The organism is Pacificoceanicola onchidii (genome assembly GCF_004804335.1).
Taxonomy (GTDB): Bacteria; Pseudomonadota; Alphaproteobacteria; order Rhodobacterales; family Rhodobacteraceae; genus Pacificoceanicola; species Pacificoceanicola onchidii.
The window spans coordinates 81,061-107,295 of the sequence record NZ_SRXY01000007.1; the positions used below are offsets into that span (position 1 = coordinate 81,061).

27 protein-coding genes are annotated in these 26,235 nt (G+C 61.5%); 10 read left to right on the forward strand and 17 right to left on the reverse strand.

Annotation, left to right across the window (positions count from 1 at the left end; genetic code table 11):
• The first annotated feature begins 11 nt into the window (after nt 1-11).
• The gene (locus E4662_RS17585; RefSeq protein WP_136442923.1) at nt 12-2,234 is read left to right on the forward strand and encodes a primosomal protein N'; all 2,223 of its coding nucleotides are present in this window, start codon (nt 12-14) and stop codon (nt 2,232-2,234) included.
• A 200-nt stretch (nt 2,235-2,434) separates the two neighbouring features.
• Here E4662_RS17585 and E4662_RS17590 read toward each other — a convergent pair whose 3' ends face one another.
• The 17 genes from E4662_RS17590 to E4662_RS17670 form a co-directional block, all read right to left on the reverse strand.
• Entirely contained in the window at nt 2,435-2,869 is a 435-nt protein-coding gene (locus tag E4662_RS17590; RefSeq protein ID WP_136442924.1) for an acyl-CoA thioesterase, read from the reverse strand.
• Nucleotides 2,866-3,630 (reverse strand): TIGR02186 family protein, encoded by a 765-nt coding sequence (locus E4662_RS17595; RefSeq protein WP_136442925.1) that lies wholly within the window; start codon nt 3,628-3,630, stop codon nt 2,866-2,868. The genes E4662_RS17590 and E4662_RS17595 overlap by 4 nt, the downstream gene beginning before the upstream one ends.
• 2 nt (nt 3,631-3,632) lie before the next feature.
• Nucleotides 3,633-4,538 carry a sulfite exporter TauE/SafE family protein gene (locus E4662_RS17600; protein WP_136442926.1) on the reverse strand — a complete coding sequence of 302 codons (906 nt, stop codon included), beginning with the start codon at nt 4,536-4,538 and terminating at the stop codon, nt 3,633-3,635.
• A 68-nt stretch (nt 4,539-4,606) separates the two neighbouring features.
• Nucleotides 4,607-5,575, reverse strand: a complete 969-nt coding sequence (locus tag E4662_RS17605) for an ABC transporter permease (RefSeq protein WP_136442927.1) — start codon at nt 5,573-5,575, stop codon at nt 4,607-4,609.
• A 3-nt stretch (nt 5,576-5,578) separates the two neighbouring features.
• Nucleotides 5,579-6,202: a LysE family translocator gene (locus E4662_RS17610; RefSeq protein WP_136442928.1), complete on the reverse strand. Its 624-nt coding sequence runs from the start codon at nt 6,200-6,202 to the stop codon at nt 5,579-5,581.
• Entirely contained in the window at nt 6,199-7,296 is a 1,098-nt protein-coding gene (locus E4662_RS17615; RefSeq protein ID WP_136442929.1) for an ABC transporter permease, read from the reverse strand. Before E4662_RS17615 ends, E4662_RS17610 begins: the two co-directional genes overlap by 4 nt.
• 78 nt (nt 7,297-7,374) lie before the next feature.
• Complete coding sequence (locus E4662_RS17620; RefSeq protein WP_240705236.1) at nt 7,375-8,952, reverse strand: ABC transporter ATP-binding protein; 1,578 nt, start codon at nt 8,950-8,952, stop codon at nt 7,375-7,377.
• Nucleotides 8,949-9,317 carry a nuclear transport factor 2 family protein gene (locus tag E4662_RS17625; protein WP_136442931.1) on the reverse strand — a complete coding sequence of 123 codons (369 nt, stop codon included), beginning with the start codon at nt 9,315-9,317 and terminating at the stop codon, nt 8,949-8,951. Before E4662_RS17625 ends, E4662_RS17620 begins: the two co-directional genes overlap by 4 nt.
• Nucleotides 9,318-9,455: 138 nt before the next feature.
• Nucleotides 9,456-10,460, reverse strand: a complete 1,005-nt coding sequence (locus tag E4662_RS17630; RefSeq protein ID WP_136442932.1) for a BMP family lipoprotein — start codon at nt 10,458-10,460, stop codon at nt 9,456-9,458.
• 142 nt (nt 10,461-10,602) lie between these two features.
• The gene (locus tag E4662_RS17635) at nt 10,603-11,016 is read right to left on the reverse strand and encodes a GNAT family N-acetyltransferase (RefSeq protein WP_240705237.1); all 414 of its coding nucleotides are present in this window, start codon (nt 11,014-11,016) and stop codon (nt 10,603-10,605) included.
• Entirely contained in the window at nt 11,013-11,777 is a 765-nt protein-coding gene (gene tsaB / locus E4662_RS17640) for a tRNA (adenosine(37)-N6)-threonylcarbamoyltransferase complex dimerization subunit type 1 TsaB (RefSeq protein WP_136442933.1), read from the reverse strand. Before tsaB ends, E4662_RS17635 begins: the two co-directional genes overlap by 4 nt.
• Nucleotides 11,767-12,330 (reverse strand): NifU family protein, encoded by a 564-nt coding sequence (locus E4662_RS17645; protein ID WP_136442934.1) that lies wholly within the window; start codon nt 12,328-12,330, stop codon nt 11,767-11,769. The genes tsaB and E4662_RS17645 overlap by 11 nt, the downstream gene beginning before the upstream one ends.
• Nucleotides 12,331-12,402: 72 nt before the next feature.
• Nucleotides 12,403-13,086, reverse strand: a complete 684-nt coding sequence (locus E4662_RS17650; RefSeq protein WP_136442935.1) for a PEP-CTERM sorting domain-containing protein — start codon at nt 13,084-13,086, stop codon at nt 12,403-12,405.
• A gap of 118 nt (nt 13,087-13,204) precedes the next feature.
• Entirely contained in the window at nt 13,205-13,660 is a 456-nt protein-coding gene (locus E4662_RS17655; protein WP_136442936.1) for a universal stress protein, read from the reverse strand.
• A 121-nt stretch (nt 13,661-13,781) separates the two neighbouring features.
• Nucleotides 13,782-14,645 carry a branched-chain amino acid aminotransferase gene (locus E4662_RS17660; protein WP_136443157.1) on the reverse strand — a complete coding sequence of 288 codons (864 nt, stop codon included), beginning with the start codon at nt 14,643-14,645 and terminating at the stop codon, nt 13,782-13,784.
• A 79-nt stretch (nt 14,646-14,724) separates the two neighbouring features.
• Nucleotides 14,725-15,420 carry a response regulator transcription factor gene (locus E4662_RS17665; RefSeq protein WP_136442937.1) on the reverse strand — a complete coding sequence of 232 codons (696 nt, stop codon included), beginning with the start codon at nt 15,418-15,420 and terminating at the stop codon, nt 14,725-14,727.
• Nucleotides 15,417-17,315: a hybrid sensor histidine kinase/response regulator gene (locus E4662_RS17670; protein ID WP_136442938.1), complete on the reverse strand. Its 1,899-nt coding sequence runs from the start codon at nt 17,313-17,315 to the stop codon at nt 15,417-15,419. Before E4662_RS17670 ends, E4662_RS17665 begins: the two co-directional genes overlap by 4 nt.
• A 270-nt stretch (nt 17,316-17,585) precedes the next feature.
• Between E4662_RS17670 and E4662_RS17675 the strand changes: the two genes are divergently transcribed.
• The 9 genes from E4662_RS17675 (at nt 17,586) to E4662_RS17715 (ending at nt 26,233) form a co-directional block, all read left to right on the forward strand.
• Nucleotides 17,586-19,547, forward strand: a complete 1,962-nt coding sequence (locus tag E4662_RS17675; protein WP_136443158.1) for an AMP-binding protein — start codon at nt 17,586-17,588, stop codon at nt 19,545-19,547.
• A gap of 149 nt (nt 19,548-19,696) precedes the next feature.
• Nucleotides 19,697-20,161: a hypothetical protein gene (locus tag E4662_RS17680; RefSeq protein WP_136442939.1), complete on the forward strand. Its 465-nt coding sequence runs from the start codon at nt 19,697-19,699 to the stop codon at nt 20,159-20,161.
• Entirely contained in the window at nt 20,158-20,970 is an 813-nt protein-coding gene (locus tag E4662_RS17685; RefSeq protein ID WP_136442940.1) for an ABC transporter ATP-binding protein, read from the forward strand. Before E4662_RS17680 ends, E4662_RS17685 begins: the two co-directional genes overlap by 4 nt.
• A gap of 103 nt (nt 20,971-21,073) precedes the next feature.
• The gene (locus E4662_RS17690; RefSeq protein WP_136442941.1) at nt 21,074-22,027 is read left to right on the forward strand and encodes a branched-chain amino acid ABC transporter permease; all 954 of its coding nucleotides are present in this window, start codon (nt 21,074-21,076) and stop codon (nt 22,025-22,027) included.
• Nucleotides 22,028-22,177: 150 nt separating this feature from the next.
• Nucleotides 22,178-22,426: a hypothetical protein gene (locus tag E4662_RS17695; RefSeq protein WP_136442942.1), complete on the forward strand. Its 249-nt coding sequence runs from the start codon at nt 22,178-22,180 to the stop codon at nt 22,424-22,426.
• Entirely contained in the window at nt 22,419-22,691 is a 273-nt protein-coding gene (locus E4662_RS17700) for a hypothetical protein (protein WP_136442943.1), read from the forward strand. The genes E4662_RS17695 and E4662_RS17700 overlap by 8 nt, the downstream gene beginning before the upstream one ends.
• 89 nt (nt 22,692-22,780) lie before the next feature.
• Complete coding sequence (locus tag E4662_RS17705) at nt 22,781-23,857, forward strand: branched-chain amino acid ABC transporter permease (protein WP_136442944.1); 1,077 nt, start codon at nt 22,781-22,783, stop codon at nt 23,855-23,857.
• Between the two features lie 109 nt (nt 23,858-23,966).
• Entirely contained in the window at nt 23,967-25,259 is a 1,293-nt protein-coding gene (locus E4662_RS17710; protein WP_136442945.1) for an ABC transporter substrate-binding protein, read from the forward strand.
• A gap of 149 nt (nt 25,260-25,408) precedes the next feature.
• Complete coding sequence (locus tag E4662_RS17715) at nt 25,409-26,233, forward strand: ABC transporter ATP-binding protein (RefSeq protein WP_136442946.1); 825 nt, start codon at nt 25,409-25,411, stop codon at nt 26,231-26,233.
• Nucleotides 26,234-26,235: the final 2 nt, after the last annotated feature.

Genomic DNA, 26,235 nt, shown 5'->3' on the forward strand with positions numbered 1-26,235 from the left:
ACCCCTTTTGCATGGCGCACAAAACCCTTGATTGTATACCAAGCGATCCCGGCTTCTATGAGACCGGTACGCTTGTTGCGGTGCTCACCACGCAACCCCTTGATCGGCCTTTGGATTACAAGGCTCCGGAGGGTGGGTGTTTTGCTGGCGCGTTTGTCGAAGTGCCGCTTGGACCGCGCAAGGTTCTGGGGGTGGTCTGGGGGCCGGGTCTGGGCGGTTTTGATCCGGCCAAGGCGCGCTCGATCATCCGGGTGCTGGATACACCGCCCATGCGGGACGAAATGCGCCAGTTTCTGGAGAAATGCGGCAGTTACACGCTGACGCCGCTCTCGATGATGTTGCGGCTGGCGACGCGTGCGCCGGGTCTTGGTGACGCGCCCTCCATGCGAAAAGTCTATCGCATGGGAGCCGGTGAGCCGCCGCGCATGACCGATGCCCGGCGCCGGGTGATCGAGGCTGCGCAGGAGATGGGCGGGCTGGCTCTGACGTTGAAAGAACTGGCCGAGACCGCCGGCGTGACGCCGCAGGTGGTCAAAGGGCTGCTGCCCTCGGGCGCAATTATCGAAGAGGAAAGCCCGCGCGACACGCCGTTTCCGCGTTTGGACCCTGACTACGGGGCCAAAGACCTGACCGAAGATCAGAAGGCTGCTGCCGAGCAATTGCGCGCGGCGCAGCGTACGGGCGCCTACAAGACGACATTGCTCAAGGGTGTTACCGGCTCGGGCAAGACCGAGGTGTATCTTGAAGCGGTGGCCGAAGCCCTGCGGCAGGGGCGACAGGCGCTGGTGCTGCTTCCCGAGATTGCCCTGTCGGCGGAGTTCCTGTCCCGCGTCGAGGCGCGTTTCGGCGCGCGGCCCGCGGAATGGCATTCCGGTGTGACCATGACAGAGCGCCGCCGCACGTGGCGCATGGTGGCGGAAGGCCATGCGCAGCTGGTCGTCGGCGCGCGCTCTGCCCTGTTCCTGCCGTACCAGAACCTTGGTCTGGTGGTGGTCGACGAGGAACACGACACCTCTTACAAGCAGGACGAAGGCGTGATGTACAACGCCCGCGACATGGCCGTTCTGCGCGCCTCGATCCTCGGGGCGCAGGTGGTTCTGGCCTCTGCGACGCCGTGCCTTGAAAGCTGGGCCAACGCGGAGGCGGGCAAATACGACAAGCTGGTTCTGGCATCGCGCTTCGGCGTGGCGGTACTGCCAGAGATGAAGGCGCTGGACATGCGCCCGGAAAAGCTGCCATCGACCCGCTGGATCTCTGCGCAGATGGAAACCGCCGTGCGCCAGCGGATGGAGGCGGGGGAGCAGGCATTGCTGTTCCTGAACAGGCGCGGCTATGCGCCGGTGACCATCTGCCGGGCTTGCGGCCATCAGATCGCCTGCCCGCACTGCGATGCGCGCATGGTCGAACACCGGTTTCTGCGGCGTTTGGTTTGCCATCAATGCGGTGAAAGCACGCCGATCCCGGAGCGCTGTCCCTCCTGTGACGCGGAGGACAGGCTGGCTCCGGTTGGTCCCGGGGTTGAGCGGCTTGAGGAAGAGGCAACAGCGCTGTTTCCGGACGCGCGGATCGCGGTTTTGTCGTCGGATCTCTACGGCACCGCGCGCGAGCTCAAGGAACAAATCATCGAAATTGCGGAAGGTGCGGCGGACATCATCATCGGCACGCAATTGGTGGCCAAGGGGCATAACTTCCCGTTGCTGACATTGGTGGGTGTGATTGACGCCGATCTGGGTCTGCAAGGCTCTGATCTGCGGGCGGCCGAACGCACGTTTCAGCTGATGCGGCAGGTTGCGGGCCGGGCTGGACGCGCCGAGAAACCGGGCGTGGCCCTGCTCCAGACCTATCAGCCCGAACACCCGGTGATCCGGGCGATCCTGGGCGGGGACGAGGAAGCGTTCTGGAAAGCGGAGGCCGAGGAACGCCGCGCCGCCGGGATGCCGCCTTATGGCCGTCTCGCCGGAATCATCCTGTCCGGCAGCGAGGCGCAGCAGGTCTTCGACCTCGGCACACATCTGGCGCGCAACGACGCGCCTTTGCGCCGGGCCGGCGCGGTTGTCTATGGTCCCGCCCCTGCGCCGATTGCACGCGTGCGCGGACGCCACCGGGTGCGGCTTTTGGTGAAGGCGGACAAGGGCGTCCTGCTTCAGGGGGCTTTGCGAGAGTGGGTCTCAGGCGTGAAGCTGCGCGGCGACTTGAGGCTGGCGATCGACGTGGACCCGCAGAGTTTCTTTTGAAACGTGTTAGGGCCGAGTGTGGACATTGAACATGACGCGTCCCGGACTTAATCCGGGACCTCTTGGCCAACGCTGAAGCCATATAACGCGTTGCTATCGCCGTACCACGGCCCGCCAATGGCGCGGCTCGTACTCTGACGATGAGGTCCCGGATCAAGTCCGGGACAGGGCCTCCAAATGACCGTTCAAGCCCAACCCCGTCACACCACGGCGATGCCTTCAAAAACGCCCCGCAGTCTTTGCGACATAGCCAGTGGTTTCCCGTCCGGCCCCGTCAAAACCATGGCGAAGAACCCTTCCGCGTGAGCCTGATCCACGTCACCCGGAAACAACCCGACCTCAAACCGGACAGAAGACCGGCCGAGATGACTGATCCGTATCCCGGCATTCACCGGATCCGGAAACCCAAGCTCCGCATGAAACCGGAGGCCGGTTTCCACCACCACAAACCGATGCGCGCCGGGACCGCGGATTTCGATACCCTGCCCGATCTTCCACAGGCTGACCGCCGTATCGATAAGCGACAGGTAAGCGGCATTGTTCATATGCCCGTATTCGTCATTGTCCGCCCAGCGGGTCTGCAGCGGGACAAAGGCGCGGTAGTCCGCGCGGGTTCCGGCAGGCAGGCGGCTCATCTTTCCCTCAACAGGCGGAAGGCGGTGGAGGCGATCCAGCCCGCACCGATGGCGATGGCGAGCGAAAGCAGACCGTAGGCCAGCGGATTGCCCCGGGACAGCTCATACAACCAGCGCTCGAGACCCACTTTACGCACGTCGATTTTCGTCTCGAAGGACGACACCACAGAGCCGTCGCGCGTGAGGAAAATCCGCATGGGATAGCGGCCCTCAACAAGGTTCGCGGGCATGGTGACGGACGTATTGAACAGGGTCGACTCGCTCATCTCGACCGCGCCTTCGAGCATCTGATACTTGTCCTGGTTCTCCCGAATGCGCACGACGGCAGCGGAAAAAGCCTGCGAATCCTGAACCTGCATCGGAGCGCCAACAGAGCGGATGGCACGCTCGATGGACACATGGTGGCGCAGGTCCTCGACTTGGGTGATGACATCGTTCCAAGGGCCGGATGTTGCCACGGCATAGAAGGAGGGCGCGGCGTCCACTTCAACTGCCTGCGTGTTGACCCAGATGCCGAACCGGCGCTCCTTGCGCCAGACCGTCAACGGTTGAAGCGGGCCAGCGAGAGTGATGACCACTTCGAGCGGAGCGCCTTCCGGGATCGGCGATTCCCGCTTGATCGCGCCGAAAATCAGGATTTCGGAACCGTCAAAATCCGTGGAAATGGAGACCTGATCCTGGCTCAGGCCAAGAACCACCTCTTCGGCCCCGAGGGGCAGGGCGAAGAGAAGCCAGAGCAGGGCAAGGCAAACGGCGCGCATCCCTACATCCCCGCGATGCTGAAGACCTCGGCCGGTTCCAGCAAGAGTTCCAGCGCCAGCTTCGCGCATACCAGCAGCACCAACCCGGCCAGCAGGACGCGCAATTGTTCTGCCTTCAGCCTCGCACCAAGCCCGGCGCCGAACTGCGCGCCGATCACGCCGCCGACGAGCAGCAGCACGGCGAGCAGGATGTCCACGGTGTAGTTGGTCGCGGCGTGCAGCATCGTGGTAAAGGCGGCGACAAAGATGATCTGAAAGAGCGATGTGCCAACGACGACCTTTGTCGGCATGCCCAGCAGGTAGATCATCGCCGGCACCATGATGAAACCGCCGCCAACCCCCATGATCGCGGCCAGAACACCCACCAGAAAGCCAACCATCAGCGGCGGGATGACAGAGATATAGAGGCCCGATGTGCGAAAGCGGACCTTGAGCGGCAACCCGTGGATCCAGTTGTGCTTCTTGCGCTTGGGGCGCACGCCGGATTTGGATCGGCGCAGGGCACGGATGCTTTCGATCATCATCAGGCCGCCGATCACGCCCAGAAAGACGACGTAGAACAGCGAAACCAGCAGATCGACCTGGCCGAGCTTCTTGAGGAAGTTGAAGAGCGCGACGCCCAGACTGGCTCCGACAAGCCCTCCTGCGAGCAGAACGCCGCCCATCTTGAGATCCACGGCACGCCTTTTGAAATGCGCCAGAACCGCCGAGATTGAAGAGGCAACAATCTGGTTCGCCCCGGTGGCCACCGCGACCGCAGGCGGAATGCCGATGAAAAAGAGCAGCGGTGTCAGAAGAAAGCCACCCCCGACCCCAAACATGCCGGACAATACCCCGACCATACCGCCAAGACCGAGGATCAGCAGGAAATTGACCGAAACCTCGGCAATGGGCAGGTAGATTTGCATGGCGGCATTCTGCGCTGCCGCACCGTCAAAGGCAACGGGCGACAGCGGGTTTTTGTTGGCGCTAAAGCTTAGCGTTCCTTTACATAAGGCTCGCCCCCGGCGCGCGGCGGGATGGCCTTGCCGACAAACCCGGCGAGGATGACCACAGTCAGGATGTAGGGCAACGCGTCCATGACCTGCACCGGGATCGTGGTGCTGACAACGCTCTCCACCACATCCGGGCGCAGCGAAAGGGCTTGCAGGAAGCCGAAGAGCAGGCAGGCAAAGAGCGCATACCATGGCCGCCATTTCGCGAAGATGAGGGCTGCCAGTGCGATGTAGCCGCGTCCGGCGCTCATCTCCCGGACGAAACCGGCCTGCAGACCTGTTGCAAGATAGGCTCCCGCGAGGCCGCACAGCACACCGGTGATCACCAGCGAGCTGTAGCGCAAGCCGGTGACGGAGACGCCCGCGGTGTCCACCGCTTCGGGGGCTTCACCCACCGCGCGCAGGCGCAGGCCAAAGCGGGTGCGGTAGAGCGTCCACCATGTCAGCGGCACGGCCAGCAGCGCGACGTAGACGAGGAACGAATGTCCGGAAATCATATCGGCGTAGATCGGCCCCAGCACAGGCACACCGCGCAGGGCTTCGGCGAAGGGCAGGGTGATTGGCTCGAACCGCCCGCCCTGCATCAGCGAAGGCGTACGTCCGCCCTGTCCGAACCAGACCTGAGCAATCAGAACGGTCACACCGGACGCGAGGAAGTTCAGCGCAACGCCCGAGATCAGCTGATTGCCCCGGAAGGTGATCGAAGCGAGGCCGTGCAGGCCCGACAGCGCCATGGAGGCGGCAATGCCCGCCAGCATCCCGATCCAGACAGAGCCGGTTGAGAAGGCAAAGGCGGCGGAGAAGAAGGCGGCGATGAGCATTTTGCCTTCAAGCCCGATGTCGATGACGCCGGACCGCTCGGAGAACAGCCCGGCAAGACAGGCCAGAAGCAGAGGGGTGGACAGGCGGATGGTGCTGCCGCCGATCTGGATGAGGGTGTCGAGATCCATGGGCTAAACCTCTGAAGTCGCGAGTTTGAAAGCGGCGAAGCCGAAGACGAGGCCAAGCGCGGCCTCAATCTTGCCACGGGCGGCCGCGTAAGCGTTTTGGAAGGGGCGGCTGGAGAGGGCAAAGCCCCAGGCCGCATGTCCGAAGAACGAAATCACGCCGCCGCACAGCACGTAGAGCGCGATAACCGGCAAGGACGCGTTTGTGACGGCACCGACCGCCGATATGGCCAGCCAGAAGCCCACGGCTTTCGGGTTGGTGACTTGCAGCAGGTATCCCTGAACCAGCCGGGCCACGGTGCCGCGGGTTCCGGTTTTGACCCGGGTCACCGCTGGCGGGCGCATCGCTCTGCGAAACGCGCCGTAGGCGAGCCACAGGAGATAGGCCGTCCCAAAGGCCTTCAGGGCCTGCATGGCCCAGGCTACCTGGCTGAGCAGGAGCCCGATCCCGGCTAGGGTCAGAAGGTTCAGGGTCATGCTGCCCAAGGCAATGCCAGCGCAGGTTGTCAGGGCGGCGCGGCGCCCTTCGCTGCTTGCGATGCCGAGCAGCAGCGCCACGGCAGGCCCCGGCGACAAGGTGCCGACCAGCAAAATGGTATAGGCGGTCAGGATACCGGCAAGCAGGCTCATGTGCGTTTTCCTCGCCCGAACAGCAGGAACAGCTTTTCAAGCGGCATGCGCACCATATTGTCGAGCGCGCCCGTGAACATGATGACCAGCGCCTGGATGACGGTGATCAACTCGCGCGGGATCGAGGTCCAGAGCGCCAATTCTGCGCCGCCCTGATAAAGGAAGCCGAACAGAAGGGCCGCCAAAAACACACCCAAGGGGTGCGACCGGCCCATAAGCGCCACGGCAATGCCGATGAAACCGGCGCCTTCCGTTGCGTTCATCACAAGCCGTTCGGCCTCGCCCATTGTGGTGTTGAGCGCCATCAGCCCGGCAAGACCGCCCGAAATGAGCATGGCCACAACGATGATCCGCACAGGCGAGATCCCGGCGTATTTCGCGGCCGTTTCGGAATGGCCAAAGGCGCGGATTTCGTACCCCAGCCGTGTGCGCCAGATCAGGAACCAGAAGCCGATGCAGGCGAGCACGGCAATGAAGAAGGTCACGTTGGCCGGGGATCCCCGGAACAGCGGATTGTCGGCAGTGGCGAACATGTCCTGGAACGTCGGCAGGTGGGTCGCCTCGGGGAAAGGGCCGGTGGCCGGGTCCATCGCGCGCGGCGGACGCAGCACGTTCACCAGCATGTAGTTCAACACCGCAGAGGCGATGAAGTTGAACATGATCGTGGTGATCACGATGTGGCTGCCGCGTTTTGCCTGCAGGTAGGCCGGGATAAAGGCCCAGGCCGCGCCAAACAGCGCAGCGGAGAAGGTCGCCCCGATCAGGGCAATCGTCCAATGCGGCCACGGGATGTAAAGACAGGCCAAGGCAACCCCAAGCCCGCCGATCATCGCCTGCCCTTCACCGCCGATGTTGAACATGCGCGCATGGAATGCGACGGCGACGCAAAGGCCAGTGAAGATGAAATTGGTCGCGTAGTAGAGCGTATAACCCCATCCGGATGAGCGCATCAGCGCGCCGTCGACCATCAGCGAGAAGGCCTCAACCGGGTCTTCTCCGATCGCAAGGATCACAAGGGCCGAGATAAGCGCGGCCAGAAGGATCGAAAACAGGGGGACGAGAACCGCGTCGGCCCAGGCGGGCATTCTGTTCATGTCGTGCGTCCTTCAGGCTTGTGCGGCGCTTTGCGGGGGGCGGATTGGGCTCTGGAACCGCGTAAAAGCAGGGTGCGATCAGGCATCGGCTTTCTCCGGTTCCGATTTGTTTGTGTCGGTGACGCCCGCCATCAGCAAACCCAGTTCAGTCTGATCGGTTTCCTCGGGCAGGCGTTCGCCCATGATCTGACCGTCGAACATGACGGCGATGCGGTCCGACAGGGACATGATTTCATCGAGCTCCACCGAGACAAGCAGGATTGCCTTCCCCTCATCCCTGAGGCGGACGATCTGCTGGTGGATGAACTCGATTGCGCCGATGTCCACGCCGCGCGTGGGCTGACCGACAAGCAGAAGGTCCGGGCTTTTCTCGATCTCGCGGGCGAGGACGATTTTCTGCTGGTTGCCGCCGGAGAAATTCGCCGCCGCAAGGTTCGGGTTGGGCGGGCGCACGTCAAAACGCTCCATCTTGGCCGCGGCTTCTTCCTTGATCTTGGCATTGTCCATCAGAAGACCCTTCTGGATCTCCGGATCGCGGTGATAGCCGAAAACAGTGTTTTCCCACGCGGTGTAGGGCAGGATCAGCCCTTCGTGGTGGCGGTCTTCCGGCACATGGGCGATGCCGCGCGCGCGGCGGCTCTGACCATCGGAATGCTTGCCCGTCAGGTCGATTTCCTGTCCGTTCATCCGGATGGTGCCCTTGGCATCGGCATACCCGCCGAGCACTTCGAGCAGTTCGGACTGGCCATTGCCCGATACACCCGCGATGCCGACAATCTCGCCGGCACGGACGTTCAGAGAAATACCCTTGAGGCGCTCAACCCCGGCGCTGTCCACGTAACGCAGGTTCTCGATTTCCAGAACGTTGCCACCGGGATGGGCCGGTTTCTTGTCGACGCGCAACAGCACTTTGCGGCCCACCATCAACTCGGCCAGTTCCTCTGGCGAGGTCTCGGACGTCTTGACCGTTGCGGTCATCTCGCCGCGCCGCATGACGCTGACCGTGTCGGTGATCTCCATGATTTCGCGCAGCTTGTGCGTGATCAGGATGATGGTTTTGCCTTCTTTGCGCAGCCCTTCGAGGATGCGGAACAGGTGGTCGGCCTCTGCCGGTGTCAAAACGCCGGTAGGCTCGTCCAGAATGAGAATGTCGGCCTCGCGGTAGAGCGCCTTGAGGATTTCCACCCGTTGCTGGTGCCCGACGGAGAGGTCTTCGACCAGCGCATCGGGATCGACGTTCAACTCGTACTCATCAGACAGTTTTTTGAGTACGCTGCGCGCACGGGCAAGGCTTGGACGCAGCATCGGGCCGTCCTCTGCGCCCAGAATGATGTTTTCCAGAACGGTGAAGTTCTGCACCAGCTTGAAGTGCTGAAAAACCATGCCGATGCCAGCGGAAATCGCCGCCTGGCTGTCCGGGATCTCGGTTTTGTTGCCGCCGATGTGAATTTCGCCGCTGTCCGCTTTGTAAAACCCGTAGAGGATGGACATCAGCGTGGACTTGCCCGCGCCGTTCTCGCCGATGATGCCATGGATCGAGCCGCGCGCGACCTGGATCGAGATATTCTTGTTCGCCTGAACCGGACCGAAGGCCTTGGAAATGCCTTTGAGTTCGATCGCGAGCGGGGCGTTGCCGTCCTTGGGGGGAGTAGTCACTCGGGGGCTCCTGTGCCGACGAATCCGGTAATCTTGGCGAGCAGACCGTCTGCATCGCATTCAACGAAGTATTGACCCAACTGCTGCATCTCGCTGCCATCAGGGCCGGTGCCGCCAAAGGCGATCGTCGCCCGGATCAGGCCTGCGGTTTCGTCGGATTTGACAACGCTGGCGGTCCAGCCGGGCGCATTGGCGCTGAAAGCGCCGGTGTATTCGGTCAGGGCCTCGCGGCCGGATATCGGTTCCGGGCAGCGCGGGTCGCTGTAGACGGCGTTCGCGGCGACCGAAGCGCTGATCTTGTCCGCGCGTTGGTCCGCGTCGCTTTCGCTCCAGGCGGAAAAGAACGTTTCCAGTGATTGAGACATGGCACCCTCTTTTCATCATTTCGGCTGACGAGGTGGTCTGGACAGCCATCATGTTACGGAAAGGGATGAGGTGCCAGAGAAATCAGTGTGGATCGCGCCGTCGGGGGCGCGATCCTTGGTCGTTTCAGGGTCGCCGGATCAGAAATCCAGGACCGGGCAGCTGTCGTTGTCGTAGTAGGCCACGACGTTCAGACCGCCATCAATGATCTGCTGGCGTGCTGCATCGACCGCCATTTTCATGTCGTCGGACACGAGCGGAGCGTTGTTGTCGTCCAGCGCATAGCCAACACCGTCTTCGGCGAGACCAAGGGTCATGAACTTTCCGGTCTCAAGGCCTTCGCCCGCTTTCATGGCCTCGTACACGGCCACGTCAACGCGCTTGAGCATGGAGGTCAGAACCTTGCCCGGGTGCAGGTGGTTCTGGTTGCTGTCCACGCCGATGGACAGGATGCCTTCGTCCGCTGCGGTTTGCAGAACGCCAACGCCGGTCCCGCCTGCGGCCGCGTAGATCACGTCAGCGCCTTGGCTGATCTGGGCATTGGCCAGCTCGGAGCCTTTGACCGGGTCGTTCCATGCCGTCGGCGTGGTGCCGGTCATGTTGGCGATGATCTCGATGTCCGGGTTCACAGCCTTTGCGCCCTGCGCATAACCGCAGCCGAAGTGACGGATCAGCGGAATGTCCATGCCGCCGATGAAGCCCACTTTGCCGGACTCGGACGCCATCGCAGCCATCATGCCGACGAGGTAAGAGCCTTGGTGTTCCTGGAAGTTGATCAGCAGCACGTTTTCGGGCACTTCCGGCAGCCAGCCGTCAACGTTGACGAACTTGGTGTCCGGGTAGTCCTTGGCGACCTCACCCATGATGCTCGCGATGGCAAAGCCGGTGGTCACAATCGGGTTGAAGCCGTTTTCGGCAAAGCGGCGCAGGGCCTGCTCACGTTGGGCTTCGGACTGGATTTCGATGTCGCGGTAGGAGCCGCCGGTGTCAGCGACGAACTTCTCGGCACCGTTGAAAGCCGCTTCGTTGAAGGACTTGTCGAACTTGCCGCCAAGGTCATAGATCAGCGCCGGATCGGCCAGCGCAGCGCCTGCGCTGAGCGCAAGGGCGGCGACGGTGCCGAGGGTCTTTGCGAAAAAGGTCATGGAACTCTCCCAGTCGGTTTAACGGGCAGCCCATCTTTGGAGCCACCTCGAGGAATGCTCACAATTAGGGCGCGTGGCTGCCGGATGGTCAACCGATTCTTGGCACTTTGTCGCAGCGGGGCGTTGCTAAATCCCGGTTACGTCAGGGCAAATCCAGTTTCAGGATCAAAGCATCGACGGCTTTTCCCGGGGCGGGATGGTAGTATCCCGGCCGTCTGCCGACCTGTGCAAAGCGTTTAGCCTTGTAAAAAGCGAGCGCCGGGGTGTTTTCCTCGGAGACCTCCAGGAAAACCGTGCGCGCCTCGCGCGCTGCGATGTCGCTCAAAAACTGGGCAAGAGCGGCGCTGGCTGCGCCAGTGCGCTGGTGTTCCGGATCGGCGGCGAGTGCGAGAATTTCCGCTTCCCCGGCAATGACTTGCCCCAGGACAAACGCATGATCGCTTGCACTAAGCAATGCGAATGGCTGCTCCAGAGAGGCTTCGATCTGATCGGTGCGCCACGGTGTCATATGTTTGTAAGCCCGTGCGGAAATGTCCGCAGCCTGCTCGGGCGTCACTGCGCCTGCTCGCGGGGCGCGTCGAGGATCACCGGTGGTGTATCCCGCGAAGGGGCAGCGTCGGCAGGCCGAATGTAGAGCGGGGCTGGGCGGGGGAAATCCGCCGTGTTGGACAGCCGGGATAGCGCAACTCGGCCTATGACCTCTGCGATTCCACCTAAGTTGTCCATTGAGAGACAGTCGTAGCCCAGCATAAAACCATGCGCTTCGTTCAGGATAGCGTCGAGAGTTTCCGCGCGTGCTCCGACGATCGGCAGACCTGACGGAATGCTGCCCAGTCGCGCGTTGTTTTCGGCCGACGCCCCAACTGTGTCTTCGTAGAGCGCCAACTCAACAGGCTGACCGATGCCGAGTCCTTTTTCAAAAACTTGGACCACGACGTCCACGCCGCGGCGCTGTCCGGGAAGACTCACAAGACAGTCCTCAGCTTCTACAATATCGCGGCCCGAGTGCATCGCTTCGAAGCCCGAAACGCCGATTGCCGGAATGCCAAGTGCGAGGCTCAGTCCGCGAGCCGCGCTGACTGCAATGCGTATTCCGGTGAAATTGCCAGGACCAGTTCCGACTGCGATGGCGTCGAGTTCCGCCCAAACCATGCCATGCTCGTCGAGCATCGATTGGAGCAAAGGCATGAGCCGCTCGGCCTGCCCCTTGGCCATCTCTTCGGTTCGGGAAGACAGAACTTTGCCGCCACACAACAAAGCGGCGGCGCAATGCGCCGCCGATGTGTCAAAGCCAAGGATCAGAGGATCAGACGACAACAGGCCGAACCTCGGTCACTTCGGGAATGTAGTGCCGCAGAAGGTTTTCGATGCCCATTTTCAATGTCAGCGTCGAAGACGGGCAACCCGCGCAGGCACCCTGCATGTGCAGGTACACAACACCCCGATCGAAACCGTGAAAGGTGATGTCGCCGCCGTCCTGAGCCACGGCCGGGCGCACGCGGCTGTCGAGCAATTCCTTGATCTGACCGACAACTTCTCCGTCCTCGCCATCATGCTCCGCATGACCGCCAGCCTGCACCGCTCCGTCGCCCATGACGGGCTGACCGGACTGGAAGTGCTCCATGACCGCACCAAGGATGGACGGTTTGAGGTGATCCCAGTCAATCGTCTCCGCTTTTGTCACGGTGATGAAATCGGTGCCAAAGAACACGCCGGTCACGCCATCGACGGCAAACAGCCGCTGCGCCAGCGGCGACGCAGATGCGCTTTCCGATGACGGGAAATCAGCGGTACCCATTTCCAGCACGGTCTGGCCGGGCAGGAACTTGAGGGTGGCGGGGTTCGGAGTGGATTCGGTCTGGATGAACATCTGGGACGTACCTTCTGTCGCTTCCCTCCTATATGCGCTCCTCCGAGGCCACCGTCAAGATTTGGAACTGTTCTAAATTTGTCTGCGCCGCATCAGAAAGGTGCCGCCGAGGCCCAGCAGGAGAAGCGGCAGGGTCGCCGGGAGCGGCACAACGGCGGCTTTGTAGCCCCAGGCGATATTGTCGATGGCCCAGCCCGACGCGCCGCTGCTGTCGTAGAGCACGTCGATTGTGGTCACGGTTTCCGACGGCGCAAACACGAAGCCCCGGAACTCTGCGGTTTCGCCACTGGACCCGGTGGCACCTGTGTTCACGGAACCCGCACCGTAATTCACCGTATGGGTGCTCGCATCGATCATGTAAAAGGACAGGTAGGCCAAGGCGCTTTCGAAGGTCAGCGAAAGAACCGTCATGCCGCCGTAAGAGCCATCATCTGCCAGTTCCAGCGCATAGCTGCCAATGGGGTTGGAGCCGCCAATGTTGCCAGTCCCGCTTTCAATGGTGGGGTCCCCACCGCCTTGACCGATGCCTGCAATGCTAAGGCCGCCATAGCCGATGGCGCCCGAAACGGTTTGACCGTCGGTGTATCCTGTTTCGAAATTCAGCAGGTACTCCGGGCTGGCGATGCCTGCGGTTCCGAGCCAGAGCGCCTCGGCGGCGGCATTGTCGGCGAAAGTTGCCGCTTCGTTATAGGTTGCGGCAGTTGCGGGCAGGGCCAATGCGGCAAAGGCGGCGGAAAGAATGGCCAAACGAGTCATGAAAAGACCTCCGAATGCGAGAGACGCGTGATGAAAAAGCTTCCCCTACGGTAAGCCGTGCGGGCGATTCGGTCAATTTTTCATGGGCTAAGGAGGCTTGGCAGGCGGCCGGATATGCTTAGGTCACAGACTTGAGACGCTCGCGGCTCATGTCCCCGGGAACAACCGTGATCGGGATCGGCAAAGAGCCTGCGTTCTTCGTCAACTGCGTGACCAAAGGCCCGGGGCCTTTCTTGTCCGCCGCTGCGCCAAGGACCAGCACGCCGATTTCGGGATCGTCGTTGACCTGATCAAGAATCTCACTGACTGGATCACCCTCTCGAATAACCAGTTCGGGATCGATGCCCTGCTTGTCGCGCATCCACTTTGCGAAGACCTCGAAATGCGCCTCGATGCGCTCGCGGGCCTCTTCGCGCATGATATCGCCGACGCCGATCCAGTGGTTGAACTCGTCCGGCGGAATGACGGACAGGATCTCGACACCGCCGCCAGTGTTTGCGGCACGCATGGCGGCAAATTGCATGGCGTTCAGGCATTCTCGGCTGTCGTCGAGCACGACGAGGAACTTGCGCATTGTGGTCTCTCCTGACGGTGGACCGTGGCAGACGGGGTTGCCTCTGTCCAGCGCCGAAGCGAGCCGAGCGGCGGCCGGGCGCTGTTTGCGTGACCGCAAAGGCGCCCCACCCGCCGTCCCGTCAGGCTTCGCTAAGCGCCCAATCCCAATACATTTCCCGCACGCGGCGCGTGACAGGACCGGATTGATAGGCGGTGTCTTCGAAACCCGTCACGGCGGTGACCTTGCTCATGTTGCCGGACAGGAAAACCTCGTCCGCGCCGTGGAAGTCGTCGAAGCTCAGCACGGTCTCGTGCACCTCCATGCCATCCGCGCGCATGTTGGTCATGTGCCGAGCCCGGGTGATCCCCGCGAGGAAGGTGCCATTGGCGATCGGCGTGAAAATCGCGCCGTCCTTGACCATGAAGACATTGGCCGTGGCGCTTTCGGCGACGTTGCCCATGGCATCGGCGACCAGGGCATTGCCGAACCCGCGGGAGCGAACCTCGCTCAGCATGCGGGCGTTGTTCGGGTAAAGACAGCCTGCCTTTGCGTTCACCACGGAGCTTTCCAGAACCGGGCGGCGGAAACGGGTCATGCCGAGTTTGACCGACGCGGTGTCCGGCGCGAAGGGGATTTCCTCAAGACAAATGGCAAAGCCGGTCACCTCGGGCTGCGGCACAATCGCGGTGATGTCGCCGTTGATGCCCCAGTACATCGGGCGCACATAGACGGCGGCGTCCTTGGGATAAGCCTTGAGCCCTTCCCAGACGATCTGAACCATTTCTTCGGTGGTAACAGTTGGGGTCAACATGAGGGCCGCAGCGGAGCGATTGACCCGGTCGCAGTGGGCCTTGAGATCAGGGCAAACGCCGTTCACGTAACGCGCGCCATCGAACACGCCGGAACCGAGCCATGCGCCGTGATCAGCGGCGCGAATGATCATTGCATCGCCTTCGTGCCACTGGCCGTTGAACCAGGTTCGGATATTGCTGCCGGTGGCCATCGCCGTCTCTCCCATCGTCGTTTGGCCGGAGCCTATGCCCGGCGTGCGGCGGCGTCCAGAGGGGGCGTGGCGGTGCGGATCAGTCCCAGTGCACGTCGCCGAGAAAAATATAACCCGCACCATAGATCGTCTTGATCAAACGCGGGTTTTTGGGGTCTTCCCGGAGTTTGGTGCGCAGGCGGGAAATGCGGACATCCATGGCCCGGTCAAAGCTTTCACCCGCCGCGCCGCCCAGCGTTTCCTGCATATGCGCGCGGCTGATCAAGCGCTTCGGGCTTTCCAGGAACAGGCGCAGCACTTCGCCTTCGGCCTGGCTGAACGGGGTTTCGGTCCCTTCGGCATCTTCCAGGGCAAAGCGATCAAAATGTGCGGTCCAGCCGTTGAAACGGGCCACCGTCCCGGTCTCGGTCCGTTTGGGCCCGCGCAGCCGGGCGCGAACGCGGGCGACGACTTCGGACGGGTCGAAAGGTTTGATGATGTAGTCATCCGCGCCAAGTTCCAGCCCGGTGATCCGGTCCTGCACCTGCGCGCGGCCGGATATGATGATCACGCATGCGCCCTGCTCCAGCGCGAGACGGTGCACGAGGCTGAGGCCGTCCCGGTCCGGCAGGCCCAGATCGACAAGACAGATGTCCGGCGTCGTGCGGCGCAGAGCGGCCTCGAATTCCGTGGCGCGGCCAAAGGTCATCGTGCGGTAGCCCGCATCGGTCAGGGCTTCCGAGAGCATCTCGCGGATGGCCGGTTCGTCGTCGAGGATGGTGACTAGTGCGCTCATGGCTGTGGCATAACCTCGCCAAGAAAGGCGGTCAAACCTTCCGCGGAAAATGGCTTTCGCAAGACCGGCACATGCGCGCGGGCCTCAATGTGATGCGGATGATCCGAGGGCAGCGACGTCATCAGGCGCAGCGGCGTGCCGGGCAGGCGGTCAATCAGGGCGAGGCCCGTCTCATCCCCTTCAAGCGAGATGTCCGACAGGATCAACGCCAGATTGGGCAGGCCTTCGGCGAGCGCGATGGCTTCGGCGACGGAAGCGGCTTCGACCACGGCATAGCCGAGCGCGGTCAGCATGTCGCGCACCGAGGCCCGCAGATCGTCGCTGTCTTCGACCAGCAGGGCCAGTGCATCACCAGCCTGCGGTTTCGCCACAGGTTCCGCTGGCCGCAGAGGCAGGCGCAGGGTCACGCGCGCGCCGTTCCGGACGTTGGACAGGCGGGCGGAGCCGCCGGCGAGCTTGGTCATGTCATAGACCATGGCAAGGCCAAGGCCGGACCCTTCGCCGCCCTTGGTTGTGAAAAACGGATCGAGCCCGTGTTCCAGTGCGGTTTCCGAAAAACCGGGGCCTGAATCGGTGACTGTCCATTCCAGCCATGTGTCCTGTATCGCGCGGACCTGCAGATCGATCGCCCCGGTTTCGCCGCAGGCGTCCCGTGCGTTCAGGATCAGGTTCAGCAAGGCATCCTGCAAAAGGCCTTCATCCACCATGAAGGCGCCGGTTGTTGTGTTTTCGGTGGTCAGGGAAATGCCTTCGGGCAGCGTTGGTGTGGCGAGAACCCGCAGGTCGGACAGAAACGCGTCAACGTCCAGCACGCCGGGCTGCCAGCCGCGTTTGCTTGTGATGTCGGCGATCCGTCCAAGCATGTCACCACCGCGCCGCGCAGCGGAGAGGGTGGCGGTGATGAGCGGCTGGGCGGACTCGTCCGTTACTTGACGCGCCAGTTTGGACTGCATCCCCAGGATAATGGTCAGAAGATTGGAGAAATCATGCGCCATACCGCTGATCAACTGGGCCGCCAGTTCCCGGCGGCGGGTCTGCTGCAGGGCGGCGCGGGTTTGGGTTTCCTCGGTGATGTCCTGACTGAGGATATAGACGCCGGGCTCCAGCGGATCAGGGGTGAAGGCCACGCGAATGCGCCGCGAACTGGCTTCATGGGTGAATTCGAACGTGCTGGGCTGCCCGTCCATGGCGGCTTCGAGGTGGGGCTGCACGCGGCCATAGGCCTGAGGGCCAAGGGCTTCGGAGATGTGCTGGCCCAGAATGTCAGAGGGTTGACCGGGCATGACCGTCGCTAGGCGTTTGTTGGAAAACGTATAATGCCCCGTCGCATCGACGCGGGCGATATGGGCTGGAACCATTTCCGTGGTTGTCCGGGTGTGGGCCTCGCTCTCCTGCAACTCGCGCCGAGCCTGTTTCAGGGCCTTGTTGGTTGCCGCAAGCTCGCGGTTGGTCTTGGCCAGTTCCTCGGAGCGTTTGAGCACCTCTTCGGACAGGGTTTCGGAATGGCTGCGCAGCAGTTGTTCCTGAGCCTTGGTGTCTGTGATGTCCGTGTAGACCGTGACCCAGCCACCCTGCGGCAGCGGCGCGCCTTCGACCGAAATGGTGCGCCCATTGGCGCGGGTGCGTTCCATGTAATGCGGCTGAAAGGCGCGGGCGACGTCAACGCGGGTCTGGATGAAATCTCCGGGATCATCCACGGGGCCATATTCGCCGCGCAGCACGAGATGGCGGATCGTGTCTTCGAAGCGTGCGCCGGGGGTCGTGTGTTCGGGGGGCAGATCAAACATTTCAGCAAAGCGTGCATTGCACACTTCGAGACGCAGATCGCTGTTGTAGATGGTCAGGGCCTGCTGAATGAGGTTCAGACCGGCTTGGGTCAGGGCGGTGGTGCTCATGGGGCGGACCCTATGTCGGGGCGCGAGGCTTGGGAAGAGGCCGTGGCGGCGGAGCTGTTTCTTCGAAAGCCGCCCCGCCCGCCCCGACGATCCCGAAAGCGCGTTGTTACAATTGGTTAGATTTTGGAAAAGTTCAGGAAAAAGTTGACCGCCAGCCTGAGAGGCGACCAAGATGGTCACCAGAATCGCGCGAAGCGATCGGGCCTTTGAGGAGAGGTCCAGTCTGGGTGCCGCTATGTCGGCATGACGGGAGGAAAAGCTTTGGTTGAGATGGTGAAGGGCGCAGAGGGACTGCGCTCGGTCCCTGCCTTGTTGGCGCGCAACGTGCGGGAGTTCGGGGATTCCCCGGCTTACCGCGAAAAAGAATTCGGCATCTGGCAAAGCTGGACGTGGAAGGAAACCGCCGAGGAGATCGAGGCGCTTGCGCTTGGTCTGTTGAACCTTGGCGTGAACCCGGGCGATCACATCGCCATTATCGGGCGCAATCGCCCGTCGCTCTATTGGTCGATGGTCGCCGCCGAGATGTGCGGCGCCGTGCCGGTGCCGCTCTATCAGGATGCGGTCGCCGAAGAGATGGAATACGTGCTGGGCCACTGCGGTGCCCGGTTTGTCATCGCGGCGGATCAGGAGCAGGTCGACAAGGTCATCGAGATTCAGGACGACCTGCACCAGTTCGAGCATATGATCTATGTCGATCCGCGCGGCATGCGGAAGTATGATCACACGACATTGCATGACTTCAGCCATGTGCAGGCGCAGGGGCGTGCAGCCTACGACGAATACATCAAGGAGCTGGAGAAGCGGCGCGGGGCGCTGGGCTATGACGACACATGCGTGATGCTCTACACCTCCGGTACCACCGGCAAACCCAAGGGCGTTGTGCTCTCGAACCGCAATATCATCGAAGCCGCCAAGTCCTCTGCCGAGTTCGACGATCTGCGCCGCAGTGATGAGGTTCTGGCCTATCTGCCGATGGCATGGGTCGGGGATTTCATCTTTTCGATTGGCCAGGCGATGTGGAAAGGGTTCTGTGTCAACTGCCCCGAAAGCGCCGATACGCTGCTGACCGATCTGCGGGAAATCGCGCCGAGTTACTATTTTGCGCCGCCGCGGATCTTCGAGACGCAGCTGACGCAGATCATGATCCGGATGGAAGACGCCGGGCCGACCAAGCAGAAGATTTTCAAGCATTTCATGGAGCACGCCCGCAAAGTGGGTCCTGCGATCCTAGACGGCAAACCCGTGGGCATGATGGACCGGCTGAAATACAGCCTTGGTGAGTTCATGGTCTATGGGCCTTTGAAGAATGCCATGGGTTTTTCAAAAGTCCGCGTTGGCTACACCGCCGGGGAAGCGATCGGGCCGGAAATCTTTGATTTCTATCGCTCCTTGGGGATCAACCTGAAGCAACTCTACGGCCAGACGGAGGCCTCGGTGTTCATTACCGTGCAGCCCGATGGCGAAGTGCGGTCGGACACTGTGGGCGTGCCTGCACCGGGCGTGGAGATTCGCATCGCCGACAATGGCGAGGTGTTCTACCGCTCGCCGGGGACCTTCGTGGAGTACTACAAGAACCCGGAAAGCACCGCAGACACCAAGGATCCGGAAGGCTGGGTCGCAACCGGGGATGCGGGCTTCTTCGAGGAAACCTCCGGGCATCTTCGGATCATCGACCGGGCCAAAGATGTGGGTCAGATGGCTTCGGGCGCGATGTTTGCGCCGAAGTACGTGGAGAACAAGCTGAAGTTCTTCCCCAATATTCTGGAAGCCGTGGTGTTTGGCGCGGGCCAGGATCGCTGTGTGGCCTTTATCAACATCGACCTGACAGCGGTGGGCAACTGGGCAGAGCGGAACAACATTGCCTATGCGTCCTACCAGGAACTGGCGCAGCATCCGCAGGTGCTTGAGACCATTCAAGGCCACATCGAAGAGGTGAACACCTCCGTGGCTGAGGATGTCATGCTGTCGGGCTGTCAGATTCACCGGTTCCTCGTCCTGCACAAGGAACTGGATGCGGATGACGGGGAAATGACCCGGACGCGCAAGGTGAAGCGCAAGGTTATCGGCGAGAAGTTCGATGATCTTCTGGCGGCTTTGTACGATGGATCGGACAGCGTCTACACCGAAACGGAAGTGACCTACGAAGACGGGCGCAAAGGCGCGATCAAGGCGACGCTGAGCCTGCGCGATGCGAAGGTTGTGCCCGTGGCGGCCAAAGTGGCGGCGGAATGATGGCTGTCGCTGGTTGCCGGGGGCAACATCGCCCCACCCACCATCCCGTGGGCGCGGCCCTTGGGCTCTGCGTCGGGCTTTCCGCCGCGGGGCCTGTGGTGGCGGCTTCGGCGGACACTGGCATCTGGTTGACTGCTGCAGACCGGTGCATGGAGGCAATGGTCAACGGTGAGCGTCTGAACGTGGAGGGCTTCACCCCTCTGTTCAACAATGCGGATGCAGACAGTGCGTGGCCAGCGCAAGAGTTTTGGCACGCGGGACGCGTGGCAATTGAACAAGTCTCTCGGGAAACCGGGGCAACAGTTCCGATCCGAAGCTGCAAGGTCGTGTCTCAAGCGAAGTTTTCGTCAGACGCCCTGTCCGAAATTGGCGAGACTTTCGGAGAGAGACTTGCAACTGAAAAGGCAAATGGAGCGTTTGTCGACGGGAAAACGCGCCGAAAGGTCGATCTTGGTCGCGTCGTTGCATTGAGCAAGGCAGAGCCAAATGCACGCGGATGCCAAGTGAATGTGCTGTTCATGGTCGATCTGGACAAGGCATTGGCCGTCGCTGAATTCAAAGAACGTCCGGGCCAGGACTGCGGAACAGTTTTGTCGAAGGAAAGCAGTGAATGAAAGACACTGAAGGATACGTCACAGCCGATGGGCGCCAGATTGGCGGCACCCTGATGGAGTTGAAGAACATCACGCTGAAGTTCGGCGGGGTGACGGCGATTTCCGATATCTCCTTTGATATCCACGAGGGAGAAATCCGGGCGATCATCGGGCCGAACGGCGCGGGCAAGTCCTCCATGCTCAACATCATCAGCGGCTTCTACACCCCGACGATTGGTGAGCTGTGGTACAAAGGCGCGAAACGTCCGGCGATGAAACCCTTTGAGGTCGCGCGGATGGGCGTGGCGCGGACGTTCCAGAACATCGCTCTTTTTGAAGGGATGACAGTACTCGACAACGTCATGACCGGACGGCTGACGCATATGCATGCCGGGATCGGGGCGCAGGCGCTTTGGTATGGCAAGGCGCGCAACGAGGAGATCGAGAACCGCGAAAAGGTGGAGGAGGTCATCGACTTCCTTGAGATCCAGAACATCCGCAAAACGCCGGTTGGCCGCCTGCCTTATGGTTTGAAGAAGCGGGTTGAGTTGGCGCGGGCGCTGGCGGCAGAGCCGTCGATCCTGCTGCTCGATGAGCCGATGGCGGGCATGAACGTCGAGGAAAAAGAGGACATGTCCCGCTTTATCCTTGATGTGAATGACGAATTTGGAACCACGATTTGCCTGATCGAGCACGACATGGGCGTGGTCATGGACTTGTCTGATCGTGTGGTGGTCATGGACTACGGCAAAAAGATCGGGGACGGTCCGCCAGAAGAGGTGCGCAGCAATCAGGACGTGATTGATGCCTATCTGGGGGTGGCGCATTGAGACGGGTTGCAAGATTGGGGCGCTGCCCCGCCGCCTGCGGCGCGCGCCCCGGGATATTTGACGCACAAAGAAACGCGCGAGAGACGCGGACGGGAGAGCGGACATGCTGAAAGACATCTTCATCACACCCTTCGCGGATATGATCGACGCGCCGGACTTCCTCTTGCAGGTGCTCTGGGAAGGGCTCGTATCCGGCATTCTTTACGCGCTCATCGCGCTGGGGTTTGTCCTGATCTTCCGCTCGTCCCGGATTTTCAACTTTGCGCAAGGCATCATGGTGGTGTTTGCCGCGTTGACGCTTGTGGGGCTGCATGCCTTTGGCGTGCCCGCGTGGATTTCCGTGATCCTCACGCTGGGGGTCATGTTCGGGCTTGCGGTGAGCATTGAGCGGATCGTGTTGCGGCCGCTGGTCGGGCAACCGGACATCATTCTGTTCATGGCGACCATTGGGATCACGCTTTTCCTGATTGGTTTTGGCGAGATCATCTTCGGCGGTGAAAACAAGGTGATGATCACCGAAGAGCTGGGCATTCCGACGGACAGCGTCCTGCTGGAGCCTTGGGGTGGTCTGCTGATCCTGGAGGAAAAGGACATCACGGCAGTTGCGGTCGCGGCGCTTCTGGTGATTGCGCTGCTGGCTTTCCTGAACAAGACGCGTATGGGCCGGGCGATCCGGGCTTTGGGTGACGATCATCAGGCGGCTCTGTCCGTGGGGATCTCGCTGCAGACGGTCTGGGTTCTGGTCTGGTTCATCGCAGGGATTATCGCTCTGGTCACAGGCATCGCCTGGGGCGCACGGGCCGGGGTCAGCTTTGCGCTCGAAGTGATCGCCTACAAGGCTCTGCCGGTTCTGATGCTGGGCGGTCTTGAGAGTATCACCGGGGCGATCATAGGCGGGCTTCTGATTGGCCTGTCTGAGAAGCTTTTTGAGATTTACTGGGGTCAGCCGCTTCTGGGGGGCAACACCGAGACCTGGTTTGCCTTTGTGCTGGCGCTGATCGTGCTGCTCTTCCGCCCGCAGGGTCTGTTCGGGGAGCGCATCATCGAAAGGGTCTAGGGCGGCGCGGGGCGCGCCGCCGGGGAGATCGAAACGGGTCAAGGCCCCAGGATCTCCCCGACAGAAGGTTGGAAAGAAGATCGCATTTGGCGACAGTGCAGAACGAAGTAACTGAAGGAAAGCGTCGAAAGTCGTGAAGGGAGCCAAACCATGTCCAAGCTAATCGCAATTCTGAACGTTATCGCATGGTCGGGTTTCTGGTGCTTTGGATATTTGGCGCTGACGACTGATCCGGATGCATCCGGGCGCATGGTGACCGCGATGGTGCTGGCGGTGGTTGGCGCGGGGCTTGGGCTTTGGGCCTGGTTCTGGCTGGTCAAGCACACCGAGGAGATCGGCTACGCGCCGAAGAGCGGTAGCCGGGCGCGGTACGAAGTGGACGAGGGTCTCGATGTCTAAGCAACCGAGATTGGATGGAGAGTTTGACGACGCGCAGGCCGAGACATCGCGGGAGCGGGATGTGGCCGACTTGGCCCGCGGGGCCGATGGCCTGACGGAAGGCTACGACGCGGAGACGGTTGCGCGTGGTCTTCTGGAGGCGCAACTCGCGGCGGCGAGTGCCATGTTCACGGCCTCCATGGCCGTCACGACAGGATCGTTCAAGGCCATGGCAGCCTTTTGGGGCGCCGATCAGACCGGCCGGGACGACAAGGACAAGTCATAGGGGCCTGCTTGGGCGGGCCCTGACACAGGGAGGAACCGGGCGTAGGGCGGGGCTTTGCCCCGCACGCCTGGAAAAGGGAAGAGACGGATATGCTGTATCGCACCGCAGGGCAGTTCAAAACGAGTTATGAGGCTGATCAGGCCTTGTTCCCGATCAAGCAGGATGCCTTCCTGCTCGGGGTGATCCTTCTTCTGGCCGTGGTGGTCTTTCCGCTGACTGCCAGTGAATTTACCTTTCAGACGCTGCTGATCCCGATCCTGATCTATTCGCTTGCGGCATTGGGGCTCAACATCCTGACGGGGTTTGCCGGGCAGTTGTCGCTGGGCACCGCCGCCTTCATGGGGGTCGGGGCTTATGCCTGCTACAAGATGATCACCCTGATGCCGTGGATGAACCCGATTGTGGCGATTCTGCTTTCTGGCGTGTTCAGCGCCGGGATCGGGGTTGCTTTCGGCATTCCGTCCTTGCGGATCAAGGGGTTCTACCTCGCAATCGCGACGCTGGCGGCACAGTTCTTTCTCGTCTGGCTCTTCGAGAAATGGGCCTGGCTCTACAACTACAACGCCTCTGGCGCGATCCAGGTGCCGAACCTTGAGATGTTCGGGGTCTACGTGTCCGGCCCGCAGGCCAGTTCGATTGTGCAATACTATGTGGTGCTCTTCATCGTCGGACTGCTGACCTGGGTCTGCATCAACCTCACACGCGGCAATCTGGGCCGGACGTGGAAAGCGACGCGGGATATGGATATCGCGGCGGAGCTCATCGGCATCAACCTGATGAAATCGAAGCTCACGGCCTTTGCAGTCTCTTCCTACATCGTCGGTGTGGCAGGAGCGCTGTTCGTCTTCATGTGGCGCGGGGCGGCGGAACCGAACCTTTTCGACATCCCGCTCAGCTTCCGCATCCTGTTCATCGCGATCATCGGCGGGCTGGGGTCCGTCATGGGCAACTACCTTGGCGCGATCCTGATTGTCGGCCTGCCGGTTGTGCTCAACCTGCTGCCCAATGCGCTGGGCATTCCGATTGGCTCGGCCACGGTGGAGCATCTGAATATCATGATCGTCGGCTCGCTGATCGTGTTCTTCCTGATCGTTGAGCCGCATGGGCTGGCACAGCTCTGGCGGTTGATCCGGGAGAAACTGATCATCTGGCCTTTCCCCCACTAAGGGGACGCGGGGCACAGCCCCGCCCTACGAACTCTGCGCGCCCCGAAGAGGAGCGGGGCGCGCATCCTCAATCCGAAGTGACAAACAGAATTCTCAGGGAGGAGATACCATGAAACACTTCACCAAACTGGCGATTGCCGCCGCAGTTGCGGGTGTGACCGCCGGCGCGGCCATGGCGCAGGAACTTTATACGCCGAACCTCGCCTACCGGACCGGCCCGTTTGCCGCGACCGGTATTCCGCTGATGAACGGTCAGGCGGATTACCTGAACATGCTCAACGCCCGCGATGGCGGCATCGGCGGCATCATGATCAACGCCGAGGAATGCGAAACCGGCTATTCCACCGAAAAAGGCGTGGAATGCTATGAGAAGACCAAGGGCAAGGCGATCGTGACGCAGCCGTGGTCCACCGGCATCACGCTGCAGGTTCTGCCGAAGACCAACGTGGACGAGATCCCGATCCTTGCGCCGGGCTACGGCTTCAGCCCGATGATGGAAGGCACCACCTTCCAGTGGGCTTTCAACGCACCGTCCGGCTATTGGGATGGGGCGGACATGATCGTTCAGTACCTCGAAAGCCAGGGTGATCTGAGCGGCAAGACCATTGCCTTCCTGCACCTTGACCACCCCTACGGCAAAGAGCCGATCCCGGTGTTCGAGAAGATGGCAGGTGACAAGGGCTTTACCTTTGAGCCGATCCCGGTTGGTCTGAAGGAAATGCAGAACCAATCCGCGCAGTGGCTGCAAATCCGCCGCATGCGTCCCGACTATGTCGTGATGTGGGGCTGGGGTGCGATGAACGCCGGTGCCATCACCGAAGCGGTGAAAACCAAGTTCCCGATGGAAAACATGATCGGTGTCTGGTGGTCCGGTCATGACGCCGACCTCGCCATCGTTGGTGACAAGGGCAAAGGCTACAAGTCCATCAGCTGGTCCTTCCCGAACATGGACGCGCCGGTCATGGCGGACATCAAGAAGCACGTTGTCGATGCGGGCAAATCGCAGTCGAACGACACCGAGATGCAGGGCGTGTTCTACGGTCGTGGTATCGTGATCTCCGCGGTTCTGGCCGAAGGTATCGCGGCGGCGCAGGCCGAGTATGGTACCGCCGAAATCACCGCAGCTCAGCTGCGCTGGGGTCTTGAGAACATCAACATGACCGAAGAGCGGATCAACGAGTTGGGTCTCACCGGCATGGTTGCCCCGTTCTCCACCTCCTGCTCCAACCACACCGGTCACTCCGGCGGCTGGATGCTTGAGTGGGATGGCGCGAAGTTCGTCAAGGTCTCTGACCACCTGACGCCGAATGTTGCGTCCTATCAGGAACTCGCGAACACCAAGGCGGCTGAATATGCCGAAGCCAACGCGCCTTGGCCGACAAACGAGAACTGCGGCGGCTGATCGCGGTTTGCCACCGGCGGCGCGATGCGCGTCGCCGGTGGTGCTCAGGCTTTCGCCCGGACCGGAGCGCCGGATAAAGCCAAAGGATTTTGGGTATTTTTGCCAAGAAGACGCAGGGGCAACGTGCCTTTGCCTGAGAGGGATGCACCATGCTGGATGCCGGTAAAACCGACGAAACCCTATTGGAAGTCAACAATATCGAGGTGATCTACAATCACGTGATCCTCGTTCTGAAAGGGGTTTCGCTGAGCGTGAAGCAGGGCGGGATCACGGCGCTGCTCGGCGGCAACGGTGCGGGCAAGACGACGACGCTGAAGGCGATCTCCAACCTGCTGCACTCCGAGCGCGGGGAAGTGACCAAAGGCTCGATCCTCTACAAAGGGGAACGCGTGCAGGACCTTGACCCGGCGGCGCTTGTGAAGAAGGGCGTTATTCAGGTCATGGAAGGGCGCCACTGTTTCGAGCACCTGACCGTTGAAGAGAACCTGATGACCGGCGCCTATACCCGGCGCGATGGCAAAGGCGCGATCGAAGCGGATCTTCAGATGGTCTATGACTACTTCCCGCGTCTCAAAGAGCGTCGGAAGAGCCAGGCCGGGTATACCTCAGGCGGCGAGCAGCAGATGACGGCGGTGGGCCGTGCGCTGATGAGCCGTCCGGAGATGATCTTGCTGGACGAACCGAGCATGGGTCTTGCGCCGCAGCTGGTGGAGCAGATCTTCGAGATCGTGAAATCCATCAATGAAAACGAAGGCGTGTCCTTCCTGTTGGCCGAACAGAACACCAACGTGGCGCTGAAATACGCGCATATGGGGTACATTCTGGAGAATGGCCGGGTGGTGATGGACGGGCCTGCCGCAGAGCTGCGCGAGAACCCTGACGTCAAGGAATTCTATCTCGGCATGTCTGATGAAGGCCGCAAGTCCTTCCGCGATGTGCGTTCGTATCGCCGCCGCAAGCGGTGGCTGGCGTGAGC

Bases quoted from the DNA above. Each gene is read 5' to 3' on its own strand.
- E4662_RS17705 (WP_136442944.1), top strand. From the start codon at position 22,781: ATGCTGTATCGCACCGCAGGGCAGTTCAAAACGAGTTATGAGGCTGAT.
- E4662_RS17595 (WP_136442925.1), bottom strand. From the start codon at position 3,630: ATGCGCGCCGTTTGCCTTGCCCTGCTCTGGCTTCTCTTCGCCCTGCCC.
- E4662_RS17605 (WP_136442927.1), bottom strand. From the start codon at position 5,575: ATGGATCTCGACACCCTCATCCAGATCGGCGGCAGCACCATCCGCCTG.
- E4662_RS17645 (WP_136442934.1), bottom strand. From the start codon at position 12,330: ATGTTCATCCAGACCGAATCCACTCCGAACCCCGCCACCCTCAAGTTC.
- E4662_RS17610 (WP_136442928.1), bottom strand. From the start codon at position 6,202: ATGAGCCTGCTTGCCGGTATCCTGACCGCCTATACCATTTTGCTGGTC.
- E4662_RS17695 (WP_136442942.1), top strand. From the start codon at position 22,178: ATGTCCAAGCTAATCGCAATTCTGAACGTTATCGCATGGTCGGGTTTC.
- E4662_RS17690 (WP_136442941.1), top strand. From the start codon at position 21,074: ATGCTGAAAGACATCTTCATCACACCCTTCGCGGATATGATCGACGCG.
- E4662_RS17630 (WP_136442932.1), bottom strand. From the start codon at position 10,460: ATGACCTTTTTCGCAAAGACCCTCGGCACCGTCGCCGCCCTTGCGCTC.
- E4662_RS17655 (WP_136442936.1), bottom strand. From the start codon at position 13,660: ATGCGCAAGTTCCTCGTCGTGCTCGACGACAGCCGAGAATGCCTGAAC.
- E4662_RS17710 (WP_136442945.1), top strand. From the start codon at position 23,967: ATGAAACACTTCACCAAACTGGCGATTGCCGCCGCAGTTGCGGGTGTG.
- E4662_RS17665 (WP_136442937.1), bottom strand. From the start codon at position 15,420: ATGAGCGCACTAGTCACCATCCTCGACGACGAACCGGCCATCCGCGAG.
- E4662_RS17675 (WP_136443158.1), top strand. From the start codon at position 17,586: ATGGTGAAGGGCGCAGAGGGACTGCGCTCGGTCCCTGCCTTGTTGGCG.
- E4662_RS17590 (WP_136442924.1), bottom strand. From the start codon at position 2,869: ATGAGCCGCCTGCCTGCCGGAACCCGCGCGGACTACCGCGCCTTTGTC.
- E4662_RS17625 (WP_136442931.1), bottom strand. From the start codon at position 9,317: ATGTCTCAATCACTGGAAACGTTCTTTTCCGCCTGGAGCGAAAGCGAC.
- E4662_RS17600 (WP_136442926.1), bottom strand. From the start codon at position 4,538: ATGCAAATCTACCTGCCCATTGCCGAGGTTTCGGTCAATTTCCTGCTG.
- E4662_RS17670 (WP_136442938.1), bottom strand. From the start codon at position 17,315: ATGAGCACCACCGCCCTGACCCAAGCCGGTCTGAACCTCATTCAGCAG.
- E4662_RS17680 (WP_136442939.1), top strand. From the start codon at position 19,697: ATGGAGGCAATGGTCAACGGTGAGCGTCTGAACGTGGAGGGCTTCACC.
- E4662_RS17715 (WP_136442946.1), top strand. From the start codon at position 25,409: ATGCTGGATGCCGGTAAAACCGACGAAACCCTATTGGAAGTCAACAAT.
- E4662_RS17685 (WP_136442940.1), top strand. From the start codon at position 20,158: ATGAAAGACACTGAAGGATACGTCACAGCCGATGGGCGCCAGATTGGC.
- E4662_RS17615 (WP_136442929.1), bottom strand. From the start codon at position 7,296: ATGAACAGAATGCCCGCCTGGGCCGACGCGGTTCTCGTCCCCCTGTTT.
- E4662_RS17700 (WP_136442943.1), top strand. From the start codon at position 22,419: ATGTCTAAGCAACCGAGATTGGATGGAGAGTTTGACGACGCGCAGGCC.
- E4662_RS17585 (WP_136442923.1), top strand. From the start codon at position 12: ATGGCGCACAAAACCCTTGATTGTATACCAAGCGATCCCGGCTTCTAT.
- E4662_RS17650 (WP_136442935.1), bottom strand. From the start codon at position 13,086: ATGACTCGTTTGGCCATTCTTTCCGCCGCCTTTGCCGCATTGGCCCTG.
- E4662_RS17660 (WP_136443157.1), bottom strand. From the start codon at position 14,645: ATGGCCACCGGCAGCAATATCCGAACCTGGTTCAACGGCCAGTGGCAC.